This is a genomic window from Streptomyces sp. NPDC096152, from assembly GCF_044763235.1.
Lineage (GTDB): Bacteria > Actinomycetota > Actinomycetes > Streptomycetales > Streptomycetaceae > Streptomyces.
The window spans coordinates 20,998-37,215 of sequence record NZ_JBIWFW010000004.1 but is presented as its reverse complement, the minus strand read 5'-3'; the positions used below and the strand labels follow the sequence as shown (position 1 = coordinate 37,215).

The 16,218-nt window shown below is 72.9% G+C and carries 10 protein-coding genes; 6 read left to right on the top strand and 4 right to left on the bottom strand.

The genetic code is table 11. The features are described from left to right. Nucleotides 1-16 precede the first annotated feature (16 nt). Both ACIQ9G_RS14850 and ACIQ9G_RS14845 read left to right on the top strand, forming a co-directional pair. Nucleotides 17-1,231, top strand: a complete 1,215-nt coding sequence (locus ACIQ9G_RS14850) for an acetyl-CoA C-acetyltransferase (RefSeq protein WP_356190295.1) — start codon at nt 17-19, stop codon at nt 1,229-1,231. Between the two features lie 41 nt (nt 1,232-1,272). After that, nucleotides 1,273-3,450: a 3-hydroxyacyl-CoA dehydrogenase NAD-binding domain-containing protein gene (locus ACIQ9G_RS14845; RefSeq protein WP_403608893.1), complete on the top strand. Its 2,178-nt coding sequence runs from the start codon at nt 1,273-1,275 to the stop codon at nt 3,448-3,450. Nucleotides 3,451-3,573: 123 nt separating this feature from the next. Here the strand turns inward: ACIQ9G_RS14845 and ACIQ9G_RS14840 are convergent, their stop codons facing one another. Continuing rightward, complete coding sequence (locus tag ACIQ9G_RS14840) at nt 3,574-4,314, bottom strand: MerR family transcriptional regulator (protein WP_403608891.1); 741 nt, start codon at nt 4,312-4,314, stop codon at nt 3,574-3,576. Between the two features lie 239 nt (nt 4,315-4,553). On the opposite strand from ACIQ9G_RS14840, the gene ACIQ9G_RS14835 reads away from it, so the two are divergent. Continuing rightward, entirely contained in the window at nt 4,554-6,020 is a 1,467-nt protein-coding gene (locus tag ACIQ9G_RS14835) for an amino acid permease (protein ID WP_403608890.1), read from the top strand. A gap of 61 nt (nt 6,021-6,081) precedes the next feature. Here the strand turns inward: ACIQ9G_RS14835 and ACIQ9G_RS14830 are convergent, their stop codons facing one another. Further along, nucleotides 6,082-7,575 carry a M1 family metallopeptidase gene (locus tag ACIQ9G_RS14830; protein ID WP_403608889.1) on the bottom strand — a complete coding sequence of 498 codons (1,494 nt, stop codon included), beginning with the start codon at nt 7,573-7,575 and terminating at the stop codon, nt 6,082-6,084. 211 nt (nt 7,576-7,786) lie between these two features. Here ACIQ9G_RS14830 and ACIQ9G_RS14825 point away from each other — a divergent pair, with 211 nt between their 5' ends. Then, entirely contained in the window at nt 7,787-9,736 is a 1,950-nt protein-coding gene (locus ACIQ9G_RS14825; RefSeq protein WP_403608888.1) for a Xaa-Pro dipeptidyl-peptidase, read from the top strand. A 5-nt stretch (nt 9,737-9,741) separates the two neighbouring features. Here the strand turns inward: ACIQ9G_RS14825 and ACIQ9G_RS14820 are convergent, their stop codons facing one another. Further along, nucleotides 9,742-10,698 (bottom strand): NAD(P)/FAD-dependent oxidoreductase, encoded by a 957-nt coding sequence (locus tag ACIQ9G_RS14820; protein WP_403608887.1) that lies wholly within the window; start codon nt 10,696-10,698, stop codon nt 9,742-9,744. A gap of 66 nt (nt 10,699-10,764) precedes the next feature. On the opposite strand from ACIQ9G_RS14820, the gene ACIQ9G_RS14815 reads away from it, so the two are divergent. Together ACIQ9G_RS14815 and ACIQ9G_RS14810 are read left to right on the top strand one after the other, a co-directional pair. Beyond that, entirely contained in the window at nt 10,765-11,787 is a 1,023-nt protein-coding gene (locus ACIQ9G_RS14815) for an oxidoreductase (protein WP_403608885.1), read from the top strand. Between the two features lie 36 nt (nt 11,788-11,823). Continuing rightward, complete coding sequence (locus ACIQ9G_RS14810; protein ID WP_403608884.1) at nt 11,824-13,464, top strand: ABC-F family ATP-binding cassette domain-containing protein; 1,641 nt, start codon at nt 11,824-11,826, stop codon at nt 13,462-13,464. Between the two features lie 282 nt (nt 13,465-13,746). Here the strand turns inward: ACIQ9G_RS14810 and ACIQ9G_RS14805 are convergent, their stop codons facing one another. Further along, entirely contained in the window at nt 13,747-16,137 is a 2,391-nt protein-coding gene (locus ACIQ9G_RS14805; protein ID WP_403608882.1) for a Tex family protein, read from the bottom strand. Between the last annotated feature and the right edge of the window lie 81 nt (nt 16,138-16,218).

Below are 16,218 nucleotides of genomic sequence, written 5' to 3'. Positions count from 1 at the left end.
ACCGAAAGGCTTGTCAGTGAGCACCGAAGCGTACGTGTACGACGCGATCCGCACCCCGCGCGGGCGCGGCAAGGCCAACGGCGCCCTGCACGGCACGAAGCCCATCGACCTGGTCGTCGGCCTCATCCACGAGATCCGCGACCGCTTCCCCGGCCTCGACCCGGCCGCGATCGACGACATCGTGCTCGGCGTCGTCGGCCCGGTCGGCGACCAGGGCTCCGACATCGCCCGCATCGCCGCCGTCGCGGCGGGCCTCCCGGACACCGTCGCCGGCGTGCAGGAGAACCGCTTCTGTGCCTCGGGCCTGGAGGCCGTCAACCTGGCCGCCGCCAAGGTGCGTTCGGGCTGGGAGGACCTCGTGCTCGCGGGCGGCGTCGAGTCGATGTCCCGGGTGCCCATGGCCTCGGACGGCGGCGCCTGGTTCAACGACCCGATGACCAACCTCGCGGTGAACTTCGTGCCGCAGGGCATCGGCGCCGACCTGATCGCCACCATCGAGGGCTTCTCCCGGCGGGACGTCGACGAGTACGCGGCGCTCTCGCAGGAGCGGGCGGCCGCGGCCTGGAAGGACGGCCGCTTCGACCGGTCGGTCGTCCCCGTGAAGGACCGCAGCGGGCTCGTCGTCCTCGACCACGACGAGCACCTGCGTCCGGGCACCACCGCCGACTCGCTGGCGGGCCTCAAGCCGTCGTTCGCCGACATCGGCGAGCTGGGCGGCTTCGACGCCGTGGCGCTGCAGAAGTACCACTGGGTGGAGAAGATCGACCACGTCCACCACGCGGGCAACTCCTCCGGCATCGTCGACGGCGCGTCCCTCGTCGCGATCGGCTCCCGGGAGGTCGGCGAGCGCTACGGCCTGCGGCCGCGCGCGCGGATCGTCTCCGCCGCCGTCTCCGGCTCCGAGCCCACCATCATGCTCACCGGGCCCGCCCCCGCCACCCGCAAGGCGCTCGCCAAGGCCGGGCTGACCATCGACGACATCGACCTCGTCGAGATCAACGAGGCGTTCGCGGCGGTCGTGCTGCGGTTCGTGAAGGACATGGGCCTGTCCCTGGACAAGGTCAACGTCAACGGCGGCGCGATCGCCCTCGGCCACCCGCTCGGCGCCACCGGCGCGATGATCCTCGGCACCCTCGTCGACGAACTGGAGCGCCAGGACAAGCGCTACGGCCTCGCCACCCTGTGCGTGGGCGGCGGCATGGGCATCGCCACCGTCGTCGAACGCATCTGACCTCCCGGCGCCACCACCAGACCTCAACGGAGACCCCCGTCATGACCGAGAGCACCACCATCCGCTGGGAGCAGGACGACACCGGTGTCGTCACCCTCGTCCTCGACGACCCCCACCAGTCCGCGAACACGATGAACCAGGCCTTCCGCGACTCCCTCGCCGCGGTCACCGACCGGCTGGAGGCGGAGAAGGACGCCATCCGCGGCGTCATCGTCACCTCGGCCAAGAAGACCTTCTTCGCGGGCGGCGACCTGCGCGACCTCATCCGGGTCACCCCCGACACCGCGCAGGAGCTGTTCGACGGCGGCCTCGCCATCAAGCGCGACCTGCGCCGTATCGAGACCCTCGGCAAGCCGGTGGTCGCGGCGCTCAACGGCGCGGCCCTGGGCGGCGGCTACGAGATCGCCCTCGCCTGCCACCACCGCGTCGCCCTCGACGCGCCCGGCTCCAAGATCGGCTGCCCCGAGGTCACCCTCGGCCTGCTGCCCGGCGGCGGTGGCGTGGTCCGCACCGTGCGCCTGCTCGGCATCGCCGACGCCCTGCTGAAGGTGCTGCTCCAGGGCACCCAGTACAGCCCGCGGCGCGCCCTGGACAACGGCCTGGTCGACGAGGTCGCCGCCACGCCGGAGGAACTCCTCGCCAAGGCCCGCGCCTTCATCGACGCGCACCCAGAGTCGCAGCAGCCCTGGGACCGCCCGGGCTACCGCATCCCCGGCGGCACACCCGCGAACCCCAAGTTCGCCGCCAACCTGCCCGCCTTCCCGGCCACCCTGCGCAAGCAGACGAACGGCGCGCCCTACCCGGCGCCGCGCAACATCCTCGCGGCCGCCGTGGAGGGCGCCCAGGTCGACTTCGAGACCGCCCAGGTCATCGAGGCCCGCTACTTCGTGGAGCTGGCCGCCGGGCAGACCTCGAAGAACATGATCCAGGCCTTCTTCTTCGACCTCCAGGCCGTCAACTCCGGCGCCAACCGCCCCCAGGGCGTCGAGCCCCGCAAGGTCCGCAGGGCGGCCGTGCTCGGCGCCGGGATGATGGGCGCGGGCATCGCCTACGCGTGCGCCCGTGCGGGCATCGACGTCGTCCTCAAGGACGTCTCCCTGGAGGCGGCCGTCAAGGGCAAGGGCTACTCCGAGCAGCTGTGCGCCAAGGCCGTCGCCAAGGGACGCACCAGCCAGGAGAAGGCCGCCGCCCTGCTCGCCCGCATCACGCCCACCGCCGAGGTGCGCGACCTCGCCGGGTGCGACGCGGTGATCGAGGCCGTGTTCGAGGACGTGGCCCTCAAGCACAAGGTGTTCGAGGAGATCGAGAGCGTGGTCGCGCCGGACGCGCTGCTGTGCTCCAACACCTCCACGCTCCCCATCACCCTGCTGGCGGAGGGCGTTGAGCGCCAGGGCGACTTCATCGGGCTGCACTTCTTCTCGCCGGTCGACAAGATGCCGCTCGTCGAGATCATCAAGGGCGAGCGCACGGGCGACGAGGCGCTGGCCCGCGCCTTCGACCTGGTCCGGCAGATCAGCAAGACCCCGATCGTCGTCAATGACTCGCGGGGCTTCTTCACCTCCCGGGTCATCGGCCACTTCATCAACGAGGGCGTGGCCATGGTCGGCGAGGGCATCGAGCCCGCCTCCGTGGAGCAGGCGGCCGCCCAGGCCGGCTACCCCGCCAAGGTGCTGTCCCTGATGGACGAGCTGACGCTGACCCTGCCGCGCAAGATCCGGGCCGAGTCGAAGCGGGCCGTCGAGGAGGCCGGCGGCACCTGGACGCCCCACCCGGCCGAGGCGGTCGTCGACCGCATGGTCGACGAGTTCGGCCGCACCGGCCGCAGCGGCGGCGCCGGCTTCTACGAGTACGGCGAGGACGGCAGGCGGGCCGGGCTGTGGCCGGGGCTGCGCGAGCACTTCGGGAAGCCGGGCCACGAGATCCCGTTCCGGGACATGCAGGAGCGGATGCTCTTCTCCGAGGCGCTCGACACCGTCCGGCTGCTGGAGGAGGGCGTCCTGACCTCCGTCGCCGACGCCAACATCGGCTCCGTCTTCGGCATCGGCTTCCCGGGCTGGACCGGTGGCGTGCTGCAGTACGTCAACGGCTACGAGGGCGGTCTGCCGGGCTTCGTGGCCCGAGCACGCGAACTCGCCGAGCGCTACGGCGAGCGTTTCACCCCGCCCGCCCTGCTGGTGGAGAAGGCGGAGAAGGGCGAGACCTTCACCGACGCCCGCTGACGCGGGCGGGGGCGCGGCGCCGTAGCGGCGAAGCGCCCCCTGCGGGCGGACGCGGGCCCCTGCGGGCGGAGGTCGTGCCCCCGTGTGCGGACGTCGTGCTCCCGCCCGCCGACGCGGGACCGCTCACGCGGACGGAGCGTCTCCGGGATCCTCCCCGGGGCGCTCCTGCCGTCCCCCGTCGAGCCACTCCCGCAGCTCCTCCTTCAGCGAACGCTGGAAGGTGGTCAGCAGGGCCTGCACCACCAGCGGGTGCATATGGGCGGACAGGGACTTCACGTCCCGCGTGTCCCGTTCGGCCACCGCCTCCCGCAGCAGCCGCGCCAGCTCGTGCGCGGCGGCCCGCGCGTGCTCGACGAGCGCGGTGCGGGCCGCCAGCACCGTCTCCTCCGACAGCGGCACGTCGAGCAGCTCCACACCGAGCCGGAGCAGCCCGGAATCGAGGCGGAAGGACTCCCCGTCCCGGACCGCCACGTCCATCGCGGCCAGCCGCCGCAGGTCCTCGTCGGTGAGCGGCCGCCCCGCCCGGCGCTCCAGCTCCCCGCGCGACACGGTCTCCACCGCGTCCGGCGCCCAGGAGGCGACCACCGCGCGGTGGATGGCGAGGTCGTGCGGGGTGAGGTCCGGCGGCAGCCCCCGCAGATGGCGCTCGATGGCGGCGAGCGTCATGCCCTGGTGCTGCATCTCCTCGATCAGCGCCAGGCGCGCCAGGTGCTCCCGGCCGTAGTGGCCCACCCGGCGCGGGCCGATCACCGGCGGCGGCAGCAGGCCGCGAGTGCCGTAGAAGCGGACCGTACGCACCGTGACGCCGGCCCGCGCGGCCAGCTCGTCGATCGTGAGGGCCGGCTCCCCGGTGTCGGTCGTCATGTGCAGCAGTATCGCTGTCTCACCAGAAGTGTGAAACCCGTTGTCCGTGGTGGGAGGCGGTGAGCGGGGCGCGGAGATCGTGTGAGAAGCGCCGCTGTGTGACATGGGCCATCGCATGAGAAGCGATCTCACCGGGAAGCTGCCCCCTTGGTCTGTACCGCGTCATGGGTGGTGCGGGCCTGGACTTGTACGGACACCGGGCGCACAACCGCCCGGGGCACCAGAGAGTGGAACCACCCGTGAGCAAGGACTCCACGCGCACGGCACAGGTCGCCGCACACCCCCAGGCGACCGGGACGCCCGCCGACGCGGGCGACGCCGGATACAGCAAGGATCTCAAGCACCGCCACGTCAACATGATCGCCATAGGCGGCGCCATCGGCACCGGACTCTTCCTCGGTGCCGGCGGCCGCCTCCAGACCGCGGGCCCGGCGCTCGCGCTGGCCTACCTCGTCTGCGGCGTCTTCGCCTTCTTCGTCGTCCGCGCCCTCGGCGAGCTGGTCCTGTACCGGCCCTCGTCCGGGTCCTTCGTGTCGTACGCGCGCGAGTTCCTCGGCGAGAAGGGCGCCTACGTCGCCGGCTGGATGTACTTCCTCAACTGGTCGACCACCGGCATCGCCGACATCACCGCCATCGCGCTCTACACGCACTACTGGAGCCTGTTCACCAGCGTCCCGCAGTGGGTGCTCGCGCTGATCGCCCTGGCTGTCGTCCTCGCCGTGAACCTGATCTCGGTGAAGATCTTCGGCGAGATGGAGTTCTGGTTCTCGGTCGTCAAGGTCGCCACCCTGGTCGGCTTCATGCTGATCGGCGTGTTCCTGCTGGCCACGCAGCACGAGGTCGGCGGCCGGACCCCGGGCCTGTCCGTGATCACGGACAACGGCGGCATCTTCCCGCACGGCATGATGCCGGTCGTCCTGGTGATGCAGGGCGTGATCTTCGCCTACGCCGCGCTGGAGCTGGTCGGCGTCGCCGCGGGCGAGACGGCCGAGCCGGAGAAGGTCGTCCCGCGCGCGGTGAACTCGATCATGTGGCGGGTGGGCCTGTTCTACTGCGGCTCGGTCGTCCTGCTCGCCCTGCTGCTGCCCGGCTCGGTCTACTCGGGCGACGAGAGCCCCTTCGTCACGGTCCTGTCCAGGATCGGCGTCCCCGCGGCCGGCGACGTGATGAACCTGGTGGTCCTCACCGCCGCCATGTCCTCGCTGAACTCCGGGCTGTACTCCACCGGCCGCATCCTGCGCTCCATGGCCATGGCGGGCTCCGCCCCGAAGTTCACCCGCGTCATGAGCCGCAGCCAGGTCCCGTACGGCGGCATCCTGCTGACCTGCGCGGTGTGCGTACTCGGCGTGGGGCTGAACTACCTGGTGCCCAGCCAGGCCTTCGAGATCGTGCTGAACGTCGCCTCCCTCGGCGTGGTCAGCACCTGGGTGATCATCATGGTCTGCCACCTGGTCTTCGTCCGCCGGGCCAAGGAGGGCCGGGTCACCCGGCCGTACTTCCGGCTGCCCGGCAGCCCGGTCACGGAGATCGCGACGATCGCCTTCCTGCTCGTCTGCCTCGGCCTGATGTGGAACGACACCGAGGTCGGCCGCAAGACCCTGCTGCTCATCCCGCTGATCGCGGCCCTCCTGGTCGCCGGCTGGTTCGGCGTCCGCCGCCGGGTCGCGCGGGCGGCCGACGAGGAGCTCTCGGAGCTCACCAGGTAGCGGGCCACGGTCACGGCCCCGGGCGGGGCGGCGGTGTTCCGCCGCCCCGCCCGGCCGTCGTTCACCGCGCGTGCACGTCGTCGGTCGCCTCGATCTTCTTCCACGACCTCGGCTGTGGCGCGGCCGTCGGCGCCGTCGCCACGGAGGCCGCCCGGGCCGCCGGGGCGCCCGGCTTCGCCGGCTGGAACAGCCAGGTGTCGAACAGCGCCGCCAGCGGCTTGCCCGACACCCGCTCGGCGTACTGCCGGAAGTCGGCCACCGACGCGTTGCCGTACGCGTGCTCCTTCGGCCAGCCCTTCAGGATGGCGAAGAACGCGTCGTCGCCCACCTCCTCGCGCAGCGCCTGGACGGCGAGGGCTCCCCGGTCGTAGACCGCGATGTCGAACTGGTGGTCCGGGCCCGGATCACCCGGCTTCACCGTCCAGAACGCGTCGTCGGCCGGGTGGGAGGCGTACACGTAGTCCGCGAGTTCCCGCGTGGTGCCCTCGCCCTCGTGCTCGGACCACAGCCACTGCGCGTACCGGGCGAAGCCCTCGTTGATCCAGATGTCCTTCCAGCCCGCGATCGAGACGTCGTCGCCGTACCACTGGTGCGCCAGCTCGTGCACGACGACCGAGGTGTTGGAGCCGCTCGCGAACTGCCTCGGGCTGTAGTACACCCGGGTCTGCGTCTCCAGCGCGTACCCGGTGGTCGTGTTGGGGACGTAGCCGCCGGCGGAGCCGAACGGATACGGCCCGAAATAGCCGCTCAGCCAGTCGACGATCTCGCCGGTGCGCTCCACGCTCGCCCGCGCGGCCCCGTCGTTGTCGCCGAGGTCCTTGCTGTAGGCGTTGACGACCGGCACCCCGCCCTCGGACGTGCCGGTCGTGATGTCGAACCGGCCGACCGCGAGCGTGGCCAGATACGTCGCCTGCGGCTTGTTCTGCCGCCAGTTGTACCGCGTCCAGCCGAGCTTCGAACTCGTCGACTGGAGCGTCCCGTTGGACAGCGCCTGGGTGCCGTCCGGCACCGCGACCGAGACGTCGTAGGTGGCCTTGTCGCTCGGGTGGTCGTTGCTCGGGAACCACCACCAGGCCGCCTCGGGCTCGTCGGCCGCCACCGCCCCGTCGGGCGTCCGGTGCCAGGTGGTGAACCCGTAGGCGCTCTTCGCCGACGGCACTCCGCCGTAGCGGACGACCACCGTGACCGGCGCGCCCTCGGCCAGCGGGGTCTTCGGGGTGATCTCCAGCTCGTGCTCCCCCGAGAGGGTGAAGGCCGCCTTCGCGCCGTTGACCCGCACCTCGCTCACGTCCAGCAGGAAGTCCAGGTCGAACCGCGACAGGGCCTGGGTGGTACGCGCCTGGATCGTCGCCGTACCCGCCAGCTCGTCCGTCGCGGGACGGTAGGTCAGCCGGAGGTCGTAGTGGGAGACGTCGTATCCACCGTTGCCGTAGTTCGGGTAGTAGGGATCGCCGATGCCCGGTGCGCCGGGGGAGCCGCTTGCGGCCGATGCCGGGATCGCCAGCAACAGGGAGGCCGCCGCGAGTGCTCCCGGAGCGATGGTTCTACGGTGCACGAGAACTCCAAGTGGTAGGGGTTCACAGTCCGTTCGCAGCCTATTGAGTCCCCGCGCCCCCGTACGTGTCCATGGCCGCCGCTGTCACACGATCGCCATCCGGCCGTCATGGGCCGGAGCGCTCCCACCGGCCCCGCGCGGCCACCGTCGACTCGACGGCCCGTCAGTGTCCCTCTTTTGCGGGGCAGTTGCCGCCTGTAACGTCCCGCACATGCCGACACGCATGCGCTGCACGACCTGGAGACCGCTCACCGTGACGGCCACCGCCGTCCTCGCGGCCGCTCTCCTCACCCCGGCGGCGGCCCACGGCGCCCCGCGCGAGAGCCGGCCGGTCTACTCGTACGCGAACGCCGTCCGCGAGGCCGTCTGGGTGGACACCGGACTCGACTCGGACGGCGACGGACGCACCGACCGGGTCGCCGCCGACATCGTCCGGCCCAGGGAGCCCGCCACGCAGGGCCGGAAGATCCCGGTCATCATGGACGCCAGCCCGTACTACTCCTGCTGCGGGCGCGGCAACGAGAGCCAGAAGAAGACCTACGACGCACACGGCGACGTCGTGCAGATGCCGCTGTTCTACGACAACTACTTCGTACCCCGCGGCTACGCGTTCGTCGGCGTCGACCTCGCCGGCACCAACCGCTCGGACGGCTGCGTCGACGTCGGCGGCCGCTCCGACGTCCGGTCCGCCAAGGCCGTGATCGACTGGCTGAACGGCCGCGCCCGCGCCTACACCACCCGCACCGGCTCCACCACCGTCCGGGCGGACTGGACCAACGGCCGGACCGGCATGATCGGCAAGAGCTGGGACGGCACCATCGCCAACGGCGTCGCCGCCACCGGCGTCAAGGGCCTGCGGACCATCGTGCCGATCAGCGCCATCTCCTCCTGGTACGACTACTACTTCGCCCAGGGCGCCCCCCTCTACGACTCCGGCCCCGACTGGCTGTCCGGCTACGTCGACAGCCCCGACGCCCGTACCCGGTGCGCCGCCGTGCAGCGGAAACTCGTCGACGGGGCCCCGCGCAGCGGCGACTGGACGCCACTGTGGACCGAGCGCGACTACGTCCGGCACGCGAACAGGGTCAGGGCGAGCGTCTTCCTGGTGCACGGCCTGCAGGACCTCAACGTCCGCACCAAGAACTTCGGCCAGTGGTGGGACGCGCTCGCACGCAACGGCGTCGAGCGCAAGATCTGGCTCTCCCAGACCGGCCACGTCGACCCCTTCGACTTCCGGCGCGGAGCCTGGGTCGACACCCTGCACCGCTGGTTCGACCACGAACTCCTCGGCTACGACAACGGCATCGACCGCGCGCCCATGGCCGACGTCGAACGCCACCCCGACCAGTGGGAGACCTCGAAGAGCTGGCCGCCGCGCGGCTCGGCGACGGCCACCCTGCGCCCCGCCCCCGGCGAGCGGGCGGGCGTCGGCGCCCTCGGCCTGCGCCGGAGCCGGGGCACCGAGACCCTCACCGACGACCCGCGGCGCGGCGAGACCGACTGGGCCGCCCAGATCGACACCCCGACCCCGGACAAGGCCGGGTTCGTCAGCCGGCCGCTCACCCGCGACCTGCGCCTGTCCGGCTCCTCCCGGGTCACCGTCACCGCCACTCCGACCACGTCTACGGCCCACCTGTCCGCCGTCCTCGTCGACCTCGGCCCCGACACCATCCGGGACTACGCCGACGCCGCCGAGGGCATCACCACGCTCACCGACCGCACCTGCTGGGGCGCGAGCACGGCGGGCGACAGCGCCTGCTTCAAGGAGACCGGGGCCAGGACGGCGGCCGTCGGCCGCACCGTCCTCAGCCGGGGCTGGGCCGACCTCGGCACCTACGCCGACGCCGGCAAGGGCGTCCCGCTGACCCCGGGCCGGGCGTACACCATCACGGTCGACCTCGCGGCCACCGACCACGTGGTGCCCCGGGGTCACCGGCTGGCGCTGATCGTCGCGGGGACCGACAAGGACCTCATCGATCCCCCCTCCACCACCCCGACCCTGACCCTGGACCTGGCGCGCACCTGGGCGCGGGTGCCCCTGGTCGGCGGGGCGGCGGCGTTCGCCCGCGCCACGGCCGGACCGGGCCCCGCCCTCTCCGCGCCCCGGGCGTCGGCCGGAGTCCGGGCGCCGGGCGCCGCCGACCGGATCCCGGGGCACTGACGCGCTCAGGCGGCCGGGCCCACCAGCCCGGCCGCCTGCCGCGCACACCCCCAGGCCACCGTGACCCCGGCCCCGCCGTGCCCGTAGTGGTGCACCAGCACCCGCCCGCCCGGCAGCGGCACCCGCTCCAGCCGCACCGCGTGCCGCGCCGGACGCAGCCCCACCCGGTGCCCCAGCACCCGCGCCCCGGCGATCTCCGGCCGGAAGGCCGCGCACCGCGCGACGATCCGCTCGGCCACCGCCGGATCGGGCGTCAGGGACCAGACGTCCTCCTCGGCCGTGCCGCCGAGGACCAGCCCGCCCGGCTGCGGGAAGAAGTACGTGGTCGCGGACGAGGCGTGGTCGACCGACGTCAGCCAGGTCGTGATCCCCGGGTTCTCCACCACGACGAGCTGGCCGCGCACAGGACGCACCCCCTCGTCGGGCACCAGGTCCCGGGCGCCGAGACCCGTGCAGTTCACCACGACCGGGGCGTCGACCGCGGTCAGGTCGCGCACGGTGCGCTCCTCCACGGTGCCGCCGGCCCGGAGCAGCCGCTCCCTGAGCCAGGGCAGATGCGCCGGCATGTCGATCAGCGGCAGCCGCGCCCACAACCCGGTCCCCGGGTACTCCCCGGCACGCGCCGCGCGCAGCCCCGGCACCCGCGCCGCCCACGGCCCCAGGGAGTCCAGCCGGGTCTCGCCGTGCACGCCCTCCACCATGCGCACCCCGGTCTCCTCGGGCCGCGCCGCCAACTCCTCGAACACCGCCAGGGATTCCAGCGCCCAGTCCCCGGCGAGGGACACCGGCTCGATCCGGTAGGGCCACCACAGGGCGCCCGCGACCGCCGAGGTGGTCCGCTCGGCCGGCTCCCGCGTCCACACCCGCACCCGCCGGCCGCGTTCGGCCAGCACCACGGCCGTGGTCAGTCCGACGACCCCACCGCCCACCACCACGACATCGCCACTCGGTTCACCGCGCACGCCGGGACCGTAGCGGAATGCGGCACGCGGCGCTCGCATCGGCCGCGGGACGGGAATACTCACCCCATGTCTGCCGAGTACGCCACCTTCGGCCTGGCCCCGGCGATGCGTGCCGGAGAGGTCCTCGCCGACGGCGGCCACCAGGTCCACCGGGACTTCGTGGACTTCGTCGTGGACGGACGGCCCCTGCTGTTCCGGCTCAGCGACCTGGACGCGGTGTCCCCGCTCGCCTCCGACGTCCCGCCCGCCATCTTCACCGCCCAGGTGCACGCCCTGCTGCTGGAGGCGAAGGCACCGCTGCCGGGCGGCCGGTACGTCGTCTACGGCTGCCCCGAGTGCGCGGACCTGGCCTGCGGCGCGGTCACGGCGGTCATCGAGAGGGCCGGCGACGACTACGTCTGGCGGGACTTCGCCTGGCAGACCGGTGACCACGCCGACCTGGAACTCAACGGCTACCGGGGCATCGGCCCGTTCCGCTTCCACGGCGCCGCCTACCGAGCGGCGCTGTACGCCCTCCTGGACGGGGACGCGCCGGCGCCCCGCCCCCGGGTGCTGCTGATCGGGGCACGGGTCGCCGTCCTCGCCCGGCTCGCCGCCGCCCTGCGCACCCTGGGCATCGGCGCCGACATCGCCCGCGACGTCGCCGGCGTGCCCGCGGAGGAACTGCGCCAGTACGGCGCCGTCGCCTTCGGCCGGGCCGTCGGCGCGGCCGAACGAGCCGCCGTACGCGACGCCTTCGCCCGCGCGGGAGCCGAGGCCGCTCTCGTCGACGGACTCGCCCCGGTCGTCCCCCTGCTCGTCGCCCAGATCGAACACGCCCTGGACCGCGGCCCCGAGGAGCGGCGCCGCCTGCGCGGCCTGACCTCCGCCGACGGCACGGCAGAGGTGGAGGTCACCTCCTCCTGCCGGGTCCGCCTCACCGCCCACCGCCTCGACCGCCTCCACCGCACGCACACCCGGCAGGTCTTCGACGGGCTCCTGGAGCCGGGCCGCCACCGCATCCCGCTGGACGCCCGGGCCGTGAAGGGAGAGGCCTTCCTGGTGGCACGGGCGCCGGGGAGCGTGCTCGTCGTCCCGGTGGGGCGCTGAACCCCCCCTCCGACGGCCGTTAGGATCGGCGGTCTGATGACTGCCACCCTCGTCGCCAAGAACCTCGCCGCCGGTCACGGCGACCGCTCGCTGTTCACCGGACTGGACCTCGTCGTCGCCCCCGGGGACGTCATCGGGCTGGTCGGCGCCAACGGCGCGGGCAAGTCCACCCTGCTGCGGATGCTCGCCGGACTCGCCGCCCCGGAGCAGGGCGAGCTCAGCCTGTCCCCGCCGACCGCGACCGTCGGGCATCTGCCGCAGGAGCCGGAGCGCAGGCCCGGCGAGACCGTGCGGGCGTTCCTCGCACGCCGCACCGGGGTCGCCGAGGCGCAGCGCGTGATGGACGAGGCCACACAGGCGCTCGTCGACGGCGCGCCCGGCGCCGACGACGCGTACGCGACGAGCCTGGAGCGGTGGCTCGGCCTCGGCGGCGCCGACCTCGACGAGCGCGCCGAGGAGGTGACCGACTCCCTCGGCCTGGCCGTCGACCTGGATCAGCCGATGATCTCCCTGTCCGGCGGGCAGGCGGCCCGCGCGGGCCTCGCCTCCCTGCTGCTGTCCCGTTACGACGTCTTCCTGCTCGACGAACCCACCAACGACCTCGACCTGGACGGCCTGGAACGGCTGGAGCGGTTCGTGACCGGCCTGCGCGCCGGGACGGTCGTCGTCAGCCACGACCGCGAGTTCCTCACCCGTACGGTCACCAAGGTCCTCGAACTCGACCTCGCCCAGGGCCGGGTGAACCTCTACGGCGGCGGCTACGCGGCCTACCTGGAGGAGCGTGAGGTGGCCCGCCGCCACGCCCGCGACGACTACGAGGAGTACGCCGACAAGAAGGCGGCGCTCCAGGAACGGGCCCAGGTGCAGCGCTCCTGGATGGACAAGGGCGTGAAGAACGCCCGCCGCAAGGCCGGCAACGACAACGACAAGATCGGCCGCAAGTTCCGCAGCGAGGCCAGCGAGAAGCAGGCCGCCAAGGCCCGCCAGACCCAGCGCATGATCGAACGCCTCGACGCCGTCGAGGAACCCCGCAAGGAGTGGGAACTGCGCATGGAGATCGCGGCCGCCCCGCGCTCCGGCGCGGTCGTCGCCACGCTGCGCGACGCCGAGGTGCGGCGCGGCGGCTTCGTGCTCGGCCCGGTGTCCCTGCAGGTCGACTTTGCGGACCGGGTCGCGGTGACCGGCGCCAACGGCGCGGGCAAGTCGACCCTGCTGGCCGCCCTGCTGGGGCGGGTCCCCCTGGACGCCGGGCACGCGGCGCTCGGCTCGGGCGTGCTCGTCGGCGAGGTCGACCAGGCACGCGAGCTGTTCCACGGCTCCGAGTCGCTGCTGGACGCCTTCCGCGCGGCGGTCCCGGAGACCGAACCGGTCGAGGTCCGTACGCTGCTCGCCAAGTTCGGCCTGAAGAGGGACCACGTCCTGCGCCCGGCGGCGACCCTCTCCCCGGGCGAGCGCACCCGGGCCGCCCTGGCCCTCCTCCAGGGCAGGGGTGTCAACCTTCTGGTCCTGGACGAGCCCACCAACCACCTCGACCTGCCGGCCATCGAACAGCTGGAAACGGCCCTGGACTCCTACGAGGGCACCCTGCTCCTGGTCACCCACGACAGGCGGATGCTCGACGCGGTCCGGGTGAACCGCCGCCTGGAGGTGGCGGCCGGCAAGGTGACGGAGCGCTGAGCGCTCGTCCCGCGCGGGCTGGTCTTTGAGCGGGTGCCCGGAGCCCCCTCGCGGGGGTGAGCCCGCCCGGACGGAGGCCCGCCGAGCCGGTGCGCACGGGGAGTCCGCGGGGAGCCCGTGCGGACGGGAAGCTCTGCCCGGACGGGTATCCCGCGGAGAGCCCGCCCGGACGGGGAGCCCGCGGGGAGCCCATGCGGACGGAGGCCAGGCGCCGCTCAAGCCTGCCGGGGGCGGAGAACCGGGCCCGGACCCCCGCGACGCGGAGAGTCCGGGCCCGTAGCGTCAGCGCCGCCCGTTCTTCGGGTCGAGCAGCCCCGCGCGGCGCAGCGCGTCGGCCATGGCGCTGTTGGAGGGCGCGGGCGCCTGGCGCGGCTGACGCGAGCCGCCGCCCCCGCCCCCGCCGCCCCGGCCGCCCTGGCGCTGCTGCGGGGGGCGACCGCCGCGCCGGCGCCGCTCGCCCCCGCCGTCCTGCCCCTGACGGTCCTGCTGCGCCGCCTCGTCGTCCAGACGCAGGGTCAGCGAGATCCGCTTGCGCGGGATGTCCACGTCCAGGACCTTCACCTTGACGATGTCACCCGGCTTCACGACGTCACGCGGGTCCTTGACGAACGTCTTCGACATCGCGGAGACGTGCACCAGGCCGTCCTGGTGGACACCGATGTCCACGAAGGCGCCGAACGCGGCGACGTTGGTGACGACGCCCTCCAGGACCATCCCGGCGGACAGGTCGGAGAGCTTCTCCACGCCCTCCTTGAAAGTGGCCGTCTTGAACGCGGGCCGTGGGTCGCGCCCGGGCTTCTCCAGCTCCCCGAGGATGTCGGAGACCGTCGGCAGACCGAAGGTGTCGTCCACGAAGTCGGCGGGCCGCAGCGAGCGCAGCACCGCGGTGTTGCCGACGAGGGAGGCCACGTCCTGGCCCGAGGTCTTCACCATCCGCCGTACGACCGGGTACGCCTCGGGGTGCACGCTGGAGGAGTCCAGCGGGTCCTCGCCGTCCCGGATCCGCAGGAAGCCCGCGCACTGCTCGAACGCCTTCGGGCCGAGCCGCGAGACGCCCTTCAGCTGCGAACGGGACGTGAAGGGCCCGTTGGCGTCGCGGTGCGCCACGATGTTCTCGGCGAGGCCGGAGGTGATGCCGGACACCCGGGCGAGCAGGGGCACGGACGCGGTGTTGACGTCCACGCCAACGCCGTTCACACAGTCCTCGACCACCGCGTCCAGCGAGCGGGACAGCTTCACCTCGGACAGGTCGTGCTGGTACTGGCCGACGCCGATCGACTTCGGGTCGATCTTCACCAGCTCGGCCAGCGGGTCCTGGAGCCGGCGGGCGATGGAGACCGCGCCGCGCAGCGACACGTCCATGTCCGGCAGCTCCTGGGAGGCGTAGGCCGACGCCGAGTACACCGACGCGCCCGCCTCGGACACCATGACCTTGGTGAGATTCAGCTCCGGGTGCTTCGTGATCAGCTCACCGGCGAGCTTGTCGGTCTCCCGGGACGCCGTGCCGTTGCCGATGGCGACCAGATCGACCGCGTGCTCCTTCGCCAGCCGGGCCAGCTTGGCGATCGCCTCGTCCCACCGGTTGGCCGGGACGTGCGGGTGGATCACGTCGGTGGCCACGACCTTGCCGGTCGCGTCGACCACGGCTACCTTCACGCCCGTACGGAAGCCGGGGTCCAGACCGAGCGTGGCGCGGGTGCCGGCCGGGGCGGCGAGCAGCAGGTCGCGCAGGTTCGCCGCGAACACGTTCACCGCCTCGTCCTCGGCGGCCGTGCGCAGCCTCAGGCGCAGGTCGATGCCCAGGTGGACGAGGATGCGGGTGCGCCAGGCCCAGCGGACCGTGTCGGTCAGCCACTTGTCCCCGGGGCGCCCGCGGTCGGCGATGCGGAACTTCGCGGCGACGATTCCCTCGTACGAGGAAGGGCCGTCCGTCGGCTCCTCCGGCTCCAGGACGAGGTCGAGGACGTCCTCCTTCTCACCGCGCAGCATCGCCAGGATCCGGTGCGAGGGGAGCTCGGTGAACGGCTCCGCGAAGTCGAAGTAGTCGGCGAACTTGGCGCCCGCCTCCTCCTTGCCCTCCCGCACCCTGGCGGCCAGCCGTCCGCGCACCCACATGCGCTCGCGCAGCTCGCCGATCAGGTCGGCGTCCTCCGAGAAGCGCTCGGTGAGGATCGCCCGGGCGCCGTCCAGGGCGGCCTGCGGATCGGCGACGCCCTTGCCGGCGTCGACGAAGGCCGCCGCCGCGGCGAGCGGCTCGACGGAGGGGTCGCCGAGCAGGCCCTCGGCCAGCGGCTCCAGGCCCGCCTCCCGGGCGATCTGCGCCTTCGTCCGCCGCTTCGGCTTGAACGGCAGGTAGATGTCCTCCAGGCGCGCCTTCGTCTCGGCACCCCGGATCCGCGCCTCGACCTCCTCGGTGAGCCTGCCCTGCTCGCGCACCGACTCCAGGATCGCCGTCCGCCGGTCCTCCAGCTCCCGCAGATAGCGCAGCCGCTCCTCGATCGTGCGCAGCTGCGCGTCGTCGAGCATCTCGGTCGCTTCCTTGCGGTAGCGGGCGATGAAAGGCACCGTCGAACCGCCGTCGAGCAGCTCCACGGCGGCCTTCACCTGCCGCTCCCGTACGCCGAGCTCCTCGGCGATCCTGCCTTCGATGGACCCTACGAGGGGTGTCGTCACGATCCCGTACCGCCTTCTCACTTCGGGTTGCGCCGCAATTGTGGCAGGCGGGACCGACAGCCGGGGCTCAGGGCGTCCCTC